Origin of the sequence: Thioclava electrotropha (assembly GCF_002085925.2) — a bacterium.
GTDB classification, from domain to species: Bacteria; Pseudomonadota; Alphaproteobacteria; order Rhodobacterales; family Rhodobacteraceae; genus Thioclava; species Thioclava electrotropha.
Window position 1 is genome coordinate 1,219,345 of sequence record NZ_CP053562.1, and the last position, 15,478, is coordinate 1,234,822.

Annotated in this window: 13 protein-coding genes; 5 read left to right on the top strand and 8 right to left on the bottom strand. The window is 66.1% G+C overall.

The genetic code is table 11. From position 1 onward, the window contains the following. The first annotated feature begins 457 nt into the window (after positions 1-457). Positions 458-1,837, top strand: coding sequence for a DEAD/DEAH box helicase (locus AKL02_RS06055; protein ID WP_078539702.1), 1,380 nt, complete (start codon positions 458-460; stop codon positions 1,835-1,837). 103 nt (positions 1,838-1,940) lie between these two features. Here the strand turns inward: AKL02_RS06055 and AKL02_RS06060 are convergent, their stop codons facing one another. Together AKL02_RS06060 and AKL02_RS06065 are read right to left on the bottom strand one after the other, a co-directional pair. Further along, positions 1,941-2,438, bottom strand: a complete 498-nt coding sequence (locus tag AKL02_RS06060) for a hypothetical protein (RefSeq protein WP_083079130.1) — start codon at positions 2,436-2,438, stop codon at positions 1,941-1,943. Positions 2,439-2,573: 135 nt separating this feature from the next. Further along, positions 2,574-3,932, bottom strand: coding sequence for an aminotransferase (locus AKL02_RS06065; protein WP_083079129.1), 1,359 nt, complete (start codon positions 3,930-3,932; stop codon positions 2,574-2,576). Between the two features lie 166 nt (positions 3,933-4,098). Here AKL02_RS06065 and AKL02_RS06070 point away from each other — a divergent pair, with 166 nt between their 5' ends. Beyond that, positions 4,099-5,049 carry a LysR family transcriptional regulator gene (locus AKL02_RS06070; protein WP_083079128.1) on the top strand — a complete coding sequence of 317 codons (951 nt, stop codon included), beginning with the start codon at positions 4,099-4,101 and terminating at the stop codon, positions 5,047-5,049. Positions 5,050-5,053: 4 nt separating this feature from the next. On the opposite strand, the gene AKL02_RS06075 is transcribed toward AKL02_RS06070, so the two are convergent. Next, positions 5,054-5,707: a thiamine diphosphokinase gene (locus AKL02_RS06075; RefSeq protein WP_083079239.1), complete on the bottom strand. Its 654-nt coding sequence runs from the start codon at positions 5,705-5,707 to the stop codon at positions 5,054-5,056. 141 nt (positions 5,708-5,848) lie between these two features. Between AKL02_RS06075 and AKL02_RS06080 the strand changes: the two genes are divergently transcribed. After that, entirely contained in the window at positions 5,849-8,701 is a 2,853-nt protein-coding gene (locus tag AKL02_RS06080) for a hypothetical protein (protein ID WP_083079127.1), read from the top strand. A gap of 54 nt (positions 8,702-8,755) precedes the next feature. Here the strand turns inward: AKL02_RS06080 and AKL02_RS06085 are convergent, their stop codons facing one another. From AKL02_RS06085 to AKL02_RS06095, 3 genes are read right to left on the bottom strand one after another with little or no spacing between them, the layout of a single operon-like run. Then, on the bottom strand, positions 8,756-9,919 hold the full coding sequence (locus AKL02_RS06085; protein ID WP_332836471.1) for an amidohydrolase: 1,164 nt from the start codon (positions 9,917-9,919) through the stop codon (positions 8,756-8,758). Positions 9,920-9,975: 56 nt separating this feature from the next. Beyond that, on the bottom strand, positions 9,976-10,215 hold the full coding sequence (locus tag AKL02_RS06090; protein WP_078539696.1) for a DUF2842 domain-containing protein: 240 nt from the start codon (positions 10,213-10,215) through the stop codon (positions 9,976-9,978). Between the two features lie 4 nt (positions 10,216-10,219). Then, a complete protein-coding gene (locus AKL02_RS06095; RefSeq protein ID WP_078539695.1) occupies positions 10,220-11,515 on the bottom strand; it encodes an adenylosuccinate synthase in 1,296 nt (431 codons plus the stop codon). A 290-nt stretch (positions 11,516-11,805) separates the two neighbouring features. On the opposite strand from AKL02_RS06095, the gene secG reads away from it, so the two are divergent. Beyond that, positions 11,806-12,258, top strand: coding sequence for a preprotein translocase subunit SecG (gene secG / locus AKL02_RS06100; protein WP_078569428.1), 453 nt, complete (start codon positions 11,806-11,808; stop codon positions 12,256-12,258). A gap of 182 nt (positions 12,259-12,440) precedes the next feature. Then, positions 12,441-14,084 carry a CTP synthase gene (locus AKL02_RS06105; RefSeq protein WP_078519623.1) on the top strand — a complete coding sequence of 548 codons (1,644 nt, stop codon included), beginning with the start codon at positions 12,441-12,443 and terminating at the stop codon, positions 14,082-14,084. Positions 14,085-14,118: 34 nt separating this feature from the next. On the opposite strand, the gene AKL02_RS06110 is transcribed toward AKL02_RS06105, so the two are convergent. Together AKL02_RS06110 and AKL02_RS06115 are read right to left on the bottom strand one after the other, a co-directional pair. Next, positions 14,119-14,649, bottom strand: coding sequence for a GbsR/MarR family transcriptional regulator (locus AKL02_RS06110; RefSeq protein ID WP_083074728.1), 531 nt, complete (start codon positions 14,647-14,649; stop codon positions 14,119-14,121). Between the two features lie 35 nt (positions 14,650-14,684). After that, positions 14,685-15,449: a 2-dehydro-3-deoxygalactonokinase gene (locus AKL02_RS06115; protein WP_083074731.1), complete on the bottom strand. Its 765-nt coding sequence runs from the start codon at positions 15,447-15,449 to the stop codon at positions 14,685-14,687. Positions 15,450-15,478: the final 29 nt, after the last annotated feature.

Consider the following 15,478-nt stretch of genomic DNA (forward strand, 5'->3'; position numbering starts at 1 on the left):
CATTCGTGCTGAGGGCTGCGCCCGACCTCGGATGGGCGCATGCTCGCTAGGTGGTTTGCACTTTATCGTGCCACCTCTCCCGAAGGCCGAGCGCGCGCAGCTTGCGCAGATGCGCCCTCCCGGGGGGAGGTCGGGCGCGGCCCGGGCTGGTCGCCCGGGCGGGCATCACTCCAATGGAGGCACTCGCAAAACACGCTCCCCCTTGACTTTTCGCGCCATCACGCGCATTTACCCCCAATCGCCGCGCTGCCGCGTGAGCAAGCCGCGCCCGACAGAGGCGCACCGGCGATACCTCCCGAGTTCCCATTCACGCAGGGTTCTGACACGCAAGACCGGACCACGCGGGACTAGCCCGCCTGTCCCGAGGTCTGCGTCAACCTGCGCTCCGGACAATCCCGTCCGGGCTGATCGCCGTGCGCATCCCCGCGTTGGGAGCCTCGGCCATAAAGGATAGGCATTGTCCGATTTCTCTTCGCTGGGGCTCTCCCCGGCCATTCTCAAGTCGCTCGCACGCGCAAAGTTCACCCAGCCGACCCCGATTCAGGAAAAGGCGATCCCGCTGGTTCTTGCGGGCCATGACGTGCTGGGCCTCGCCCAGACCGGCACCGGCAAGACGCTGGCCTTCGGCCTGCCGCTCATCGACAAGCTGATGGCGCAGCCGGGCAAACCCTCGCCCAAGACCTGCAAGGCGCTGATCCTCGCGCCGACCCGCGAGCTGGTGAACCAGATCGCCGACAACCTCGCGGGGCTCGTTCAGGGCACCAAGATGAACGTCGCGACCGTCGTCGGAGGCCAGTCGATCAACCGCCAGATCACCATGATGCATCGCGGCAACGACATTCTCGTCGCCACCCCCGGCCGTCTGATCGACCTGATGGATCGTGGCGCGGTTGACCTCCGCTACACCCGCCATCTGGTGCTCGACGAGGCTGACCAGATGCTCGACCTCGGCTTCATCCACGCGCTGCGCAAGATCGCGTCGCGCCTTGGCACGCCGCGCCAGACCCTGCTGTTCTCGGCCACGATGCCGAAGCAGATGGAGGAAATCTCGCAGGCCTACCTCACCGATCCCAAGCGCGTGCAGGTTTCGCCCCCCGGCAAGGCTGCCGACAAGATCACCCAGTCGGTGCACTTCCTCGATAGCAAGGCCGAGAAGGCCCGCAAGCTGCGCGATATTCTCTCCGCCGATATGGGCGCGCTGACGCTCGTCTTCGCGCGCACCAAGCATGGCGCGGAAAAGCTGATGAAGAGCCTGCGCGCCGACGGTTACAACGCGGAATCGATCCATGGCAACAAGAGCCAAGGCCAGCGTGACCGCGCGATCAAGGGCTTCCGCGATGGCAAGGTCAACGTGCTGGTCGCGACCGACGTGGCCGCGCGCGGCATCGACATTCCGGGCGTGTCCTATGTCGTGAACTTCGACCTGCCGGACGTGCCGGACGCTTATGTCCACCGCATCGGGCGCACCGCGCGTGCCGGTCGCGAGGGCGAGGCGATTGCCTTCTGCTCGCCGGATGAGGCCGATAACTTCCTGCAGATCGAAAAACTGATGAAAATCGAGATCCCGACCGCGAGCGGCGAACGCCCGTCTGCGGCCGTGCGCCCCTCGGCGCGTGCAGCTCGAGGCCGCGGTCGCGGCGGTCCGCGCTCTGGCGGCAACAAGGGTCGCGGTGGCAAGCCTCAGGGCAAACCGCAGGGGCAGGGGCAGCCGCAAGGTCAAGCTCAGGCCCAGGCGCGCTCGAAACCTCGCGCCGAAGCCAAGCCCAAGGTCGATGCCGGTGGCAACGCCTCGCCGAAGCGGCGTCGCCCGCGTCGGCGCAATGCAGGCGCTGCATGAAATTGACAGCGGGCCGCATCGTAAGATGCGGCCCGTTTCAGTTCCTCCGTCCGGTCCACGTGAGACGCGTCCGAACGACCCAATCGAAACGCATCCTCAGCCGTCATCTGCATCGCTTCAATGTCATGTCCAACGCGGCGGCGAAGCCTTTTGCGGAGAAGTCGAAGACACCCACGTTCGGAATGGAGACGGTGAAATTTGCGTTCCCGCCTGCCGCCTCAACTTGTTTTAGCGCGTTGATCGCAAGCTTGTCGGTGCGTTGATCCAGCCAGGCATATTGCCCTGTCGAACGCAGGCGGAATGTGCTCTGCCCGATCGCGATGGTCAGTCCGCCGGAGCGCGGAAGTCGTCGGTCGGCATAGACGGACAGCTCCGGTTGCCTGCCCGAGTGCTTCGTCACCGCGACATAGAGAAGCGAGCCATTCAGCAAAATCCGCCGATCATTCGCGGTCGCTGTCCAGCAGGTCTTCATGGTGCCGTTTCTCTCTTCGAAGACGCTCCACTTCCCGACATTGCCGATGCTATCGGCGGCATAGGTTGGCGAGAGCGCACCGAGGGCGATCAGGGCGGCGCAGATAAGTACTCTGAGAAGACGGCTCATGCGCGTTCCTCCGACCAACGCAATTTACCTCGCCCACAGGGGGCGAGGTAAAAATAGCATAATTTTCGTCAGTTGGACTGAATTATGCGTCGGGGTGCCTAAGACAGAACGCAGGTGATCTCGCGGTTTGGCGGGTCACCCCACCTCCGCGAACACCTTCTTCAACGCCGTTTCCAGCTTTTTCAACATCTCGTCCATCTGCGGCTCGGTGAGGATGAACGGCGGACACAGTACCACCGATTGCCCCAGGGGTCGGCAGATCAGCCCCTGATCGGTGCAGGCATTGGCGATGCGTTCCGAAACCGAGAGCGACCCGTCGAACGGCGTCTTGCTCTCCCGATCCTTTACCGCCTCCAGCGCCCACATGTAGCCCACGCCGCGCAGCTCGCCGATATTGGGGTTCTGCGCGATCTGGGCGAGGCCCGCTTCGAGGCGCGGGCTCAGGCGGCGGACGTTTTCGGCCAGTCCCTCGTTCATCACCACGTCGATGGCTTTCAGCGCAATCGCGCAGCCGACCGGGTGGCCCGAGGCGGTGAAGCCATGGGGGAATTCCTCGATCGCCTCGGAGGCCGCTTGCAGGCGGTCCGACAATTCCGGGCCGAGGATCACCGCGCCCATCGGGAAGAAGCCGGCGGTGAGGTTCTTCGACGAGATGATCGCGTCGGGCTGGAAGTCATAGGTCTCGCAGCCCCATGTGTTGCCGGTGCGCCCGAAGCCGCAGATCACCTCGTCGGAGATCAGCGGGATGTCGTATTTCTTGAGGATCTTCGCGACCGCCTGGAAATAGCCCTTGGGTGGCGTGATCACCCCGCCTGCACCCATCACCGGCTCGGCGAAGAAGCCCGCTATCGTGTCCGCGCCTTCCTTGATGATCGTCGCTTCCAGCTCATTCGCGAGGCGCTGGGTGAACTGCTCCTCCGTCTCGCCCGGCTGCCCTTCGCGCCAGTAATGCGGGCAGGTGAGGTGCAGAAATCCCGGCAGCGGCAGGCCGAAGACAGAGTTGTAGGGCTTGCCGGTCATCGAAGCCGAGACCGCCGTGACACCGTGATAGGCGTTCTTGCGGGTCAGGATCTTGCGCTTCTGCGGCTTGCCCTCGGCCCCATGCAGGAACCACAGCATCTTGACCATCGTGTCATTCGCCTCGGAGCCGGAGTTGGTGTAGAACACCTTGCCGTCCTCGAAGGGCGAGACCTCGATCAGCTTCTCGGACAGCATCACCGTCTGATCCGACATTCGACCGAAGAAGGCGTGATAGCCGGGGAAGCGCGCATATTGCGCCTGCGCGGCCTCAATCAGCCCGGGATGGTCGAACCCCGCGACCATGTTCCAGAGCCCGGAATTCGCGTCGAGATATTTCCGCCCCTCGGTGTCGAAGATGTACGGCCCCTCGCCATGGGTCACGACGACCGCGCCGCGGTCATGGATCGTGGGCAGATCGGTGAAACCGTAGAAGCTATGCGCATCGGCGCGGGCCTGCCAGCTTTGGTCTTTCATCTCGCGACTCCTCCGGGATGGGCGATGGATGAAAGCGAGGCTATCCGCGGCGCGGTCGGCGTCAATGGCCCGCGATGTCTCAGGATGCCGCACGGCTTGCGCGCCGGGGCGGGGCAAGGCAGTCTGCGCCTCAAGCCTTACCGCCTCCCCGATCACGGAGCCTCCCATGCCCGCCCCCAATCCCCGCATCAGCCTCTGGGCGGTCGAGGTCTTCGTGGCCACGGCGGAAGAAGGCGCGACCACCGCAGCCGCGCGCCGTTTGGGTGTCTCGGCTTCGGCGGTCAGCCAGCAGCTTGCGGGCCTGGAGGGAGCTTTGGGTGCGGAGCTTGTGGACCGCTCCGCGCGCCCCTTCGCTTTGACGGCCGCCGGGCGGGCGTTCCTGCCTCATGCCGAGGCGATGCTGGACGAATTGGCCCGCGGCCGTGCCGGGGTGGGGCAGGCCGATCCGGCGGGGCTCACGAGTTTCCGGCTGGGCATGATCGAGGATTTTGAGGCCGAGGTTACGCCACTTCTGCTGGCGGGCATGGCCGACGAGCTCAGCACCTGCCGGTTCGAGCTGGAAACCGGACCGAGCCACCGGCTGCTGTCGAAGCTCGAAGCGCGGGGCTTGGATGTCGCCGTCGCCGCCGAGCCGCAGGGCGCGGCGCTCGACGGGATCGAGCTGCATCCGCTACTGACCGAGCCCTTCCTCGCCATTCATCCCGCCGATGCACCTGCGAAAAGCGATCCGTCGCTGCCGCTGATCCACTATTCCCAGCGCACGTTGATGGGGCGCCAGATCGCCGCGCATCTCGCGCAAACGGGCAAGGCGCCGCCGCATCAACTGGAACTCGACAGCTATCCCGCGATCCTCGCGCTGGTCGCGGCGGGGCGGGGCTGGACGATCCTGACGCCCTCGGCGGTGCGTCATGCGCCGCGCGCGGGGCTGGCGCTGTCGCCGCTCGACGGGCCGCCGCTGACCCGACGCATCGTGCTGGCGGCGCGCGACGGGATGATGGCCGATTGGCCCGCGAAAGTGGCTGCCCGCCTGCGGGCGTTGCTGCAAGAACGCGTGGTCGGACCGGCGCTGGAAGAAGCGCCGTGGCTGGATGGGACATTGCGGGTCGAGGCGGGCTAGCGCCTCAGCCGATCCCCAGACCTGTCAGGGCGGCGGCCAATTCTTCGCGCGGCAGCATCATCAGGGCTGGCCCCTCCAGCATGATCCGCACGGGCCCCGTCGCCCGGTTCGACGTGCCGACCCGCTCGGCGGGCGTGAAGCCGATCCCGTCCAGCGGCCATTGCAGCCCTTCCGAGCGCGCCTTTACCTCGCCGAACGGAAACAAAGAGACCCGCGTGCCTTCCGTCACATCCAGCGAAAGGGACGGCGGGCAGCGGAAGATCACCTCTTCTTCTGCCAGCATCACGACCCGGTGCGGCGTGCGGATCAGGTCGGTCATCGCGGCCAGCGTGTGATCCAGCCGCATCCCGGTGAAGCCGAGCGCCAGGATGAACGGCGCCTTGATCCGTTGCAGGCATTTCGCGAAATCGGTGCTGTCCTGCTCGGCCACCGGATGCACCCGCGGGCCAAGGGTGGCGCGCGCCGCATCCGACAGGGAATCGAGATCGCCGATTACCGCTTCGGGCTCGAGACCCATCGCCAAGGCCCGATCTCCACCGCCATCTGCGGCCACGAGACAGGGGGCGATTGTCAACGCTTCGTCAACATCCGCATGGTTAACTGCGCCGGCGCCGAGAAGCGAAACCCCGGTTGACGAATGGACAATACTGCTAATCATGGGCTGATTGATGACGATTGTGGCAAAGAAAGACAATCGAGACCGGTAAAAAACCTTTCAAATGCCTTCTTTCGTCCACGCGAAAGAACCAGTTGGACAGGAATGTCGACGCATTGAGGTCCAATAGAAAGCGAGTGGTCCATGGTTGGTGCGAGCAAGATCCTGACCGTATCCTACGGCACCTTTTCGTGCACCTTGGAAGGATTTGATGAGCCTTTCAACACGATGAAGGCGATTGCGGAGTATTTCCGCGATCTGGCTGCCGACGACCGGTATTTCGGTGCAGAGCCGCCCCAGCCTGATGCGGAAATGCTTCACCGTATCGCAGAGCGCGAAATTCAGCGCCGGGTCGAAGCGAAAATTCAGGAAAACGGCGTTGTTCTGCGCCAGCAAGACACCCTGCTGGGTGGCGAGGCTGCGGCGGATGAAGCGCCCGCGCCCGCTCAGGAAGAGCCGCTGGTGACGTCGGACGCGCTGCAAGAAGCCGCGCCTGCCGCCGAAGCGCCCGCGCAGCCGGAGGTCGCCGAGACGCCCGAGCCGGCAGCCGCGCCCGAACCGGTCGCAGAGCGGCCCGAGCCCGAGATTGAAACCCAGCCCGTCGAACCCGAAGCAGGCTTCGCGCAGCCGGAAACCGTCGCCGCCAAGCTGCAACGTATCCGCGAAGCCGTGGCCCGCGCTCGCGAGGTTCAGGCAGATAGCTTCGCCGAGGAAGACGAACCCGTTTCCGCCCCTGAGGCGCTTCTGGACCGCTTCGAGGCCGAACCGTCGAGCGAAGCGGAAGATTTCGGCTATGCCCTCGACATCTCCGGCCCGCTGAGCGCCGAGGAAATCGAACCCGAAGCCTCCGAACCCACGCAGACCGAGGCAGAGATGCCCGAGGCGGACGTGGCAGAAGAAGATTCGGCAGACGCCGCACTCGAACAGATCGCGGAAGAAAACGAAGAAGTGGCGGAAGTTGCTCGCGAAGACGAAGACGTCGTCACCGAGGAAGAGCCCGTCGCCGAAGCGGATGAGACTGCAGCCGAAGACATCGCAGCAGCCGAACCCGTTGCCTCGGAAGAGGACGCTGTCGACGAAGCCGAAGCCGCGTTTGGCCCGACCGACGATCACATGCAGCGCCGTCAGGCAAGCCGCCGCGCGCGCCGTTCGGCCAAGCGTGCCAAGCGCATCGCAGCGCTCAAGGCCGCAGCCGAAGAGCTCGGTGCGACCGAAGAGGAAACGGTCGAACATGCCGAGGACCAGGCCGAGGAGACCTCGGCTGAGACCACCGTTGAGGCCGACGCACCTGCCGCGCCGCGGATGCGCGCGCGTGTGATCAAGGTACGCCGCCGCGAAACGATCGAAGCCGCGACTGCGGAGGTCGCAGCGGACGCTTCGGAAGAGCTTCCGGCGCAGACCGACGACGCGGCCACGGCAGACAGCGCAGAGGATCAGTCGATCCCGACTGCCGAGCAGGTCGAGGACGACGCCGCGCAACAGGCACCTGAAGTGGCTGCCGAAGCCGAGCAAGACGTCGAAGCCGAGGCCGAGCTGGAGGCAGAGGCCGAGGAGGACGACCTCGCCGCACGTCTGGCTGCCGAGTTGAGCGAAACGACGGAGGAGGCCAGCCCTGCTCCGGTCGCGCCGCAGGCAGAGCAGCCGCAGGCGCAGGACGAAAGTGATCGCGACAGTCGGATGCCGGGGCGCCTCTCGCCCGAAGCCGAAGCTGATCTCATGCGCGAACTCGCCGCGCTGCAGATGGAGAACCTTTTCACCGGCGCCGAAATCGAGACGGCTGACGAAGCCCCGGACGAGGCGGTTGCGCAGGCAGATGTCTACGAAGATCTGGCGCTGCCCGATATCGACCTGTCCGATCTGGAAGACGAGTCGGTCGACGCGCCGCTGGTTCTGACGCAAGACGAGGCCGCCGCGCCCGAGGCGGAAGAGCCCGAGGCGACCATGGAAGCCGCGTCCCTCGACGCGCAAAACGTGCTGGTTCTGGGCAACGCGATCATCGCCGAAGAGGCCGAAGCCGAGATGTCGGAAGACGACACCGTGGCCGAGGATGAGGCCGAGGATATCTCCGCCGACGTCTTCGCACCCGAATTCGAAGCAGAGGTCGCAGAAGAGATCGAAGCCGAGGAGACGGAGGCAGAGGCCGAAACCGTCGAGACCGCCGACGCGGAAGACACGGAAGAGGCGGAGGCCCCGACCGAGGTTGCCGCACGCGAGGCCGCGTCGCTCTCCGAGGAAGAGACCGACCGCGAAGCCGAGGTGGATCGCCTTCTGGCCGAGGCCGACAAGCAGGCTGAAGTCGTCGAAACCCGCCGCCGCTTCTCCGCGATCGCGCATCTCAAGGCCGCCGTCGCCGCGACCGTTGCGGATCGTCTTGCCAAGGGGCAGGACACCGCGAAAGGGGGCGTCGAGGACGAGGACGGGTCCGAGCCCTACCGCGCCGATCTGACCCAGGCCGTGCGTCCGCGCCGCCCGGTCAGCTCGGGCGAGACGGCATCGCGCCGTCCCGATCCGTTGCGCCCCGCGCCGCTGGTGCTGGTTTCCGAACAGCGCGTCGACGCCGAAGAAGCCTCGGATGTCGAGGAGGTCGAGCAGCCGGCTGCTCAGCCCGCCGCCGCGATCCGTCCGCGCCGTGTCTCGGCAGGTCAGTTCGCCGCTGCCCAAGGCGACGAATCCGAAGCCACGCCGATGAACCCCGAGCAGGCGACCAGCTTCGCCGAATTCGCGGAAAGCCTCGGCACGCAGGGCCTCTCCGATTTGTTGGAAGCCGCCGCCGCCTATACGTCGGCCGTGGAAGGGCGCCCGCATTTCTCGCCGCCGCAGATCATGCGCAAACTGTCCGTCATGGACGATGCGGCTGACGTGCCGCGCGAAGAGCGGATGCGCGTCTTCGGCCGCCTGCTGCGTCAGGGCAAGATCACCAAGGTGAAGCGCGGCCAATACGCGATCACCGAAGCCTCGCGCTACTGGGACGAGGCGAAGATGGCCTCGGGGCAGTAAGCCCGGCGACAGATCAGAAGGGGCGGTCCTGCGGGGCCGCCCTTTCTCATTGGATCAGTACAGCCGCGCGCGCAGGCACTGGATCAGGACGCGCGCGCCGGGGCCGATCAGCGCGTCGGGGAAATCGTAATCGGGGTTGTGCAGGGCCGGGCGGTTGCCCGCGCCCAGAAGCGCCATCGCGGCGGGACCGTGATCGGCGAAACGCCCGAAATCCTCGGAGGCGCGCATCGGCAGATCGGTCTCGGTGGTCTCGATCCCCTCGGCCTGCAGCGCCGCGCGCAGAATTTCGGTCGCTTCGGGAGTATTTTCGCAATGGCGAAAGACGTCGTGATAGGTGATCTCGCGCTCCAGCCCGAGCGCATCGGCAGCCTCATGCACCATCGCCTCGGCTTTCTCCACGAGCCCCGCCATCCCCGTATCGCGCTGGGTGCGCAGGGTCGCCCACAGCTCCGCCGCGCCGGGCGCGACACCGAAGGCGGGTTCGCCGAGCCGCGCATGGGTGATCGTCACGCGCGCGAAATCGGGATCGCTCTGGTGCAGATCGTTGCCGAGCGCCGTCAGGTCGGTCAGCAGCCGGGCCAGCGCCGAGGCGGGGGAACGACCGCTTTCAGGCAGCGAGGCATGGGCGGTCCACCCCGTGAGCGTGATTTTCATACCGCGCGAGGCGCAATTCATCACCCCGTCCTGCAGCGCCGCCGCCCCGAAGGGCACGCCGGGCATATTGTGCAGCGCGAAGGAGAGATCGGGCGCGATCTCGGCAAAGCGCGGATCGGCGATCACGGCCGCAGCCCCCGCGCCCGTCTCTTCGGCGGGTTGGAATAGCAAGATCGCGCGGCCGCGGATGGGTCGATTGCGCGACAGCCAGCGCGCCACGCCTGCGAGAATCGCCATGTGACCGTCATGGCCGCACAGATGCCCCTTGCCGGGAAAGTTCGACCGGTAAGGCGGCGTGCCGGTCTCGTGGATCGGCAGCGCGTCCAATTCGCAGCGTAAGAGAATCGTCGGGCCGGGCTCCGCCCCCTCGTAGATCGCGGCGATGCCATGCCCGCCAAGCTCGGTCAGCGTCCGGTCGGGGGCGGTCGGCAGCAGCATCGCGACGACACGCGCGGCAGTGTCGCGTTCCTCGCCGGAAAGCTCGGGGTCCTGATGCAGACGGTGCCGCCACGCGGTCAGTTCCGCGATGTCGGAATTGGTCAGACTGTCGGGCGGGAGGGGCAGGGCGCGCTTGTCATCGGGCTAATTTGCCCGTTTTTCAGCGCGCCCGCCAGAGGGTGTCACGGCTGCGACGGATCGTCGGGATCGTCCTTGCCGACGCCTTTGAAGATCGGCTTGAGCGGCGCAATCCACAGCAAGCCAAGCACGACATAGACGCCGAACTCGGCCCAGATCGGCAGCCGCCCCCAGCGCGCGCCCGCCCAGTTCACCACCGTCACCGCGACGACGATATAGGCGGGCAGCCCCACGACGAGGGCCAGCAGCGAGAGGCGGCGTCGGGCCTTGTAGCTCAGCGCCATCGGATCAATCCGCGAAGGGGTCGGTCACGAGGATCGTGTCGTCGCGCTCAGGCGAGGTCGAAAGCATCGCGACCGGGCAGTCGATCAGCTCCTCGATCCGGCGGACATATTTGATCGCCGCCGCCGGAAGATCGGCCCAGCTGCGCGCGCCTTCGGTCGATTCGGCCCAGCCTTCGATCTCTTCATAGACGGGCACGCAGCGCTTCTGCTCTTCCGCGGCGGTCGGCAGATAGTCGAGCGTCTCGCCGTCGAGCTCATAACCGGTGCAGATCTTGATCGTCTCAAAGCCGTCGAGCACGTCGAGCTTGGTCAGCGCGATGCCGTTCACGCCGGAGATCGCGCAGGTCTGGCGCACCAGCGCCGCATCGAACCAGCCACAGCGGCGCTTGCGGCCCGTGACGGTGCCGAATTCATGGCCGCGCGTGCCGAGGCGGTTGCCGTCTTCGTCGTCCAGCTCGGTCGGGAAGGGGCCTTCGCCGACGCGGGTGGTGTAGGCTTTGACGATGCCAAGGACGAAATCGATTGCGCCCGGGCCCATGCCGGTGCCGGCTGCGGCCTGACCTGCGACCACGTTCGACGAGGTCACGAAGGGGTAGGTGCCGAAATCGATATCCAGCAACGAGCCCTGCGCGCCTTCGAACAGGATGCGCTTACCCTGCTTGCGCTTCTCGTTGAGCACTTTCCAGACGGGAGCTGCGTATTTCAGGATCTCGGGCGCGACTTCCTTTAGCTTTGCGATCAGCGCGTCGCGGTCGATCGCCTCGATGCCGAGGCCCTTGCGCAGCGGATCGTGGTGCTGCAGCGCGCGGTCGACGCGGGCTTCCAGCGTCGCGTCATCGGCGAGATCAGCCACGCGGACCGAGCGGCGGCCCACCTTGTCTTCATAGGCCGGACCGATGCCGCGACCGGTGGTGCCGATCTTGGTGCCTTTCGACGCCGCTTCCTCGCGGGCGCGATCGAGCTCGCCGTGAATCGGCAGGATCAGCGGGGTGTTTTCCGCGATCATCAGCGTCTCGGGGGTGATCTCGACGCCCTGATCGCGGATCTTCTCGATCTCTGCGAGCAGGTGGAACGGGTCGAGCACGACGCCATTGCCGATCACCGAGAGCTTGCCGCCCCGCACCACGCCCGAAGGCAGCGCGTTGAGCTTGTAGACCTTGCCGTCGATCACGAGCGTATGGCCCGCGTTATGACCGCCCTGAAACCGCGCGATCACATCCGCGCGCTCGCTGAGCCAGTCCACGATCTTGCCTTTCCCCTCGTCACCCCATTGGGCGCCGACGACGACGACATTGGCCATTGCTCTCTCCTTGGCAGGTGTAAAACCGCGCGAGGTATAGCGGCTGAGCGCGCGGTGCGAAAGCCCGCATTTGCGAGAGGTGGTCCGCTCTACTCACGTGTGACGCGCGCGCGAGGGGCAGGCGCCTCCGGCGGGGATATTTGGACCAAAACGAAGGGGAGGGCGGACGCACGCTGCGTGGCTGTGCCGATTTGACCCCGCGAAAGCCGAAAATACACCTCTGCGGCCTTGCACCCTCAGTCTCATCCGCCTAGATAGGCGCGTCGCAAGAAAGAAGGCCCGACCCGTTCATGGAAAACGTCGTTCTCTCGATCCATCTGATCCTCGCACTGCTGCTGATTGGCGTGGTGCTGCTGCAACGCTCCGAAGGGGGTGGCCTCGGCATGGGGTCGTCCAACAGCTCTGGCGGCGGTGTCGGCGGGCTGATGACCGGTCGGCAGGCGGCCAATGCGCTGACTCGCGTGACCTGGGTTCTCGCCGCCGGCTTCTTCGCGACCTCGGTGACGCTGACGGTTCTGGCCGCGCAGAAAGCGGGCAGCAGCTCGGTGCTCGATAGCGCCGCGCCCGAGCAAAGCGCTCCGGCAGAGACCGCGCCGGCGAATGACACGACCGGCTCGACGCCGTCGCTCGATGTCGTGATGCCGCCGCCGGCAAGCGGGTCGGATTCCTCGACCGGCGGAAACGCGGGCGAAACCACGACGGATACGCAAAGCGGTCCGGTTACGCCGCCCGCCGCCAACTAAGCCGTCACTTCAGCCGACAATCGGTTCGCACCCACAAAAAGTTGCGGGTGCGTCCAATCCAAACTCAATAGCTTGCGGTCTGGTTGCGGGCAGGCCGCGAATCGTGTAAGCATTAAATCCCGTGATCCTGACCCTCTTTGGGCAGGGAAACCATTCGAATTTCGCAGATCACGGGGGTCTTCATGGCACGTTATGTCTTCATTACCGGCGGCGTTGTCTCGTCGCTCGGCAAGGGTTTGGCATCCGCCGCCTTGGGGGCATTGCTGCAAGCACGCGGCTTTTCGGTTCGGCTGCGCAAGCTCGACCCGTATCTCAATGTCGATCCGGGCACGATGAGCCCGTTCGAGCATGGCGAGGTCTTCGTCACCGATGACGGGGCCGAGACCGATCTCGACCTTGGCCATTACGAACGCTTCACCGGCGTCTCGGCGCGCAAGACCGACTCGATCTCGTCGGGGCGGATCTACACCAACGTGCTCGAGAAAGAGCGCCGCGGCGAATATCTGGGCAAAACGATCCAGGTGATCCCGCACGTCACCAACGAGATCAAGGACTTCCTCGATGTCGGCGACGACGAGGTCGATTTCATGCTCTGCGAGATCGGCGGCACGGTCGGCGATATCGAGGGCCTGCCCTTCTTCGAAGCGATCCGCCAGTTCAGCCAGGACCGTCCGCGCGGCCAATGTATCTTCATGCACCTCACGCTGCTGCCCTATCTGGCGGCGTCGGGCGAGCTGAAGACCAAGCCGACGCAGCACTCGGTGAAGGAACTGCGCTCGATCGGCCTGCAGCCCGACGTGCTGGTCTGCCGCTCGGAGCAGCCGATTCCGGAGAAAGAGCGCGGCAAAATCGCGCTGTTCTGTAACGTGCGCCCCGAAGCGGTGATCCCGGCCTATGACCTGAAGTCGATCTACGAGGCGCCGCTGGCCTATCACCGCATGGGCCTCGATCAGGCGGTTCTGGACGCGTTCGGCATCTCGCCCGCGCCGAAGCCTGAACTGAGCCGCTGGGAAGACGTGATGGATCGTCTCGACCATGCCGAGGGCGAAGTGCGTGTCGCGATCGTCGGCAAATATGTCCAGCTGGAGGACGCCTACAAGTCGATCGCCGAGGCGCTGACCCATGGCGGCATGGCGAACCGGGTCCGCGTGAAGGCGGAATGGATCGACGCGGAGATTTTCGAGAACGAAGATCCCGCGCCCTATCTGGAAAACTACCACGCGATCCTCGTGCCCGGCGGCTTCGGCGAGCGCGGCACGGAAGGCAAGATCCGGGCGGCCCAATTCGCGCGCGAAAAGGGCGTGCCTTACTTGGGCATCTGTCTGGGGATGCAGATGGCCGTCATCGAGGCCGCGCGGAACCTCGCGGGCGTCAGCGATGCGGGCTCGGAAGAATTCGACCACGAGGCGGGCAAGAAGCGCTTCACCCCGGTCGTCTATCACCTCAAGGAATGGGTGCAGGGCAACCACCGGGTCGAGCGCAAGGTGACCGACGACAAGGGCGGCACGATGCGTCTGGGCGCCTATTCGGCCGCACTGAAAGAGGGCTCGAAGGTCGCGGAAGTCTACGGCTCGACCGATATCGAAGAGCGTCACCGCCACCGCTACGAGGTCGACATCAAGTATCGCGAGCCGCTCGAGAAATGCGGCATGACCTTCTCCGGCATGTCGCCCGATGGCCGCCTGCCCGAGATCGTCGAGCACAAGGACCATCCGTGGTTCATCGGCGTGCAGTTCCACCCCGAGTTGAAATCGAAGCCCTTCGCACCGCACCCGCTCTTTGCGGGCTTCATCAAGGCCGCGCGGGATCAGAGCCGGTTGGTGTAAACCGCATCGCCACTCGAAATCGAAAAAGCCGCGCTCAGCTTTGCGCGGCTTTTTTCTTTTTCTTCTTCGACGGCTTAGGCGCGGGCTTTTCCGCTTTGCCGCCGCCGCGCGCCGGGTCGATGTGACGGGCAAGCTCGGCGGGGTCGAGACGGATCAGTGCCTGGATGTAGCCCGAGGCCGCGTCGAGCAGCTCGCACAGGGCCGCCGCGCGCGGATCGGCGCTGCGGGCTTCCAGGGCGGAAAGGTGGTCACGCGCGGGGCCGATGACGCGACGCTCGCGTTCGGCCAGCATCAGGCGTGCCAGTTCCCACGGCTCGGTGGGCGCCACGAAGAAATCCTTGCGCGAGCCGGGCGAGCGTGCGGCCTGCACCAGACCGGCATCGCGCAATTCCTTAAGCGCGGTCGAGACATTGGAACGCGACAGCCCAAGCTGCGTCACCAGATCGTCGGCCGAGGGCGCTTGCGCCGCGCGCCAGATCGCGCCGAGGCAGCGGCCTGCGGGGCGGGAAAATCCGAAACGGGGGGCGAGTTCGGCGAAGGCTTCGGGCAGTTCGGTTTCACTCATGCATCCATCCTCTGCCGCCTATTTTCGCCGCTCGGTTACGCGCCGGGTCGGCGCGCCGCGGACAGGCCCGCGATCAGCGCGGCCTCCCCGTCGCCCAACGTGACCTGCGCGCCCTGCGCTTGCAAGCCGCGGGCGCAAATTTCCGACCAGCCGGGGGCGGAGGCGGAGGACAGCGCCAGCACGGTTTGCCCGAGCCACCACGGTTTCGCAGCTGCGAGTTCGGCCCCAAGCACGGCACCAGCGGCGCGTGGGGCGGGGCGTCCGAGGCTGAGCGGGGCCAATTCGCGGGCGAGGCGTTCGGGGCGCGAGAGCGTATCGGCGAGGGCTGCGTCGAACCCGTCGCCTGCCTCCAGCGGTGCGCCAAGGGCGGCCAGCATCGCGGCGGAGCCTGCGCGCATCGCGCTGACGACTTCACCCGCCGAGATATGCGCCCAGATCGCGCTTGCGCCGCAGATCCAGATCACGCCGTCGAATTGCGGGAGGCCGGCGAGGATGCCGGCGATCCGGGCCGCCTCGGGGGCGGTGATCTCGGTGCCGTCGCTGTCTTGGATCAGGCCGGGCAGGGCGGGATAGCTTTGCCCGCCGATTTCGGTCAGCGGCAGCGCGCCTTCGGGGCGAGGGGTGCAGGGCAGGGCGCGCGGGGCAGGGCCTGCAGCGGAGGCCGCCACGATCGCAGCGGCCCCGTCGGGCAAGAGCGGGCGCGCGGCGGGCCCGGATTTGCGGTCGCTCACCGCCCCGTCCGAGACATGTGCGGCGCGCCAGCGCCCGAATTCTTCCGTGAGTGCGATCCAATCAGCCATGGCGCATCAGATCGCACGGCGGTCTTGCG

Bases quoted from the DNA above. Each gene is read 5' to 3' on its own strand.
- AKL02_RS06060 (WP_083079130.1), bottom strand. From the start codon at position 2,438: ATGAGCCGTCTTCTCAGAGTACTTATCTGCGCCGCCCTGATCGCCCTC.
- AKL02_RS06065 (WP_083079129.1), bottom strand. From the start codon at position 3,932: ATGAAAGACCAAAGCTGGCAGGCCCGCGCCGATGCGCATAGCTTCTAC.
- AKL02_RS06070 (WP_083079128.1), top strand. From the start codon at position 4,099: ATGCCCGCCCCCAATCCCCGCATCAGCCTCTGGGCGGTCGAGGTCTTC.
- AKL02_RS06075 (WP_083079239.1), bottom strand. From the start codon at position 5,707: ATGATTAGCAGTATTGTCCATTCGTCAACCGGGGTTTCGCTTCTCGGC.
- AKL02_RS06080 (WP_083079127.1), top strand. From the start codon at position 5,849: ATGGTTGGTGCGAGCAAGATCCTGACCGTATCCTACGGCACCTTTTCG.
- AKL02_RS06090 (WP_078539696.1), bottom strand. From the start codon at position 10,215: ATGGCGCTGAGCTACAAGGCCCGACGCCGCCTCTCGCTGCTGGCCCTC.
- AKL02_RS06095 (WP_078539695.1), bottom strand. From the start codon at position 11,515: ATGGCCAATGTCGTCGTCGTCGGCGCCCAATGGGGTGACGAGGGGAAA.
- secG (WP_078569428.1), top strand. From the start codon at position 11,806: ATGGAAAACGTCGTTCTCTCGATCCATCTGATCCTCGCACTGCTGCTG.
- AKL02_RS06105 (WP_078519623.1), top strand. From the start codon at position 12,441: ATGGCACGTTATGTCTTCATTACCGGCGGCGTTGTCTCGTCGCTCGGC.
- AKL02_RS06110 (WP_083074728.1), bottom strand. From the start codon at position 14,649: ATGAGTGAAACCGAACTGCCCGAAGCCTTCGCCGAACTCGCCCCCCGT.
- AKL02_RS06115 (WP_083074731.1), bottom strand. From the start codon at position 15,449: ATGGCTGATTGGATCGCACTCACGGAAGAATTCGGGCGCTGGCGCGCC.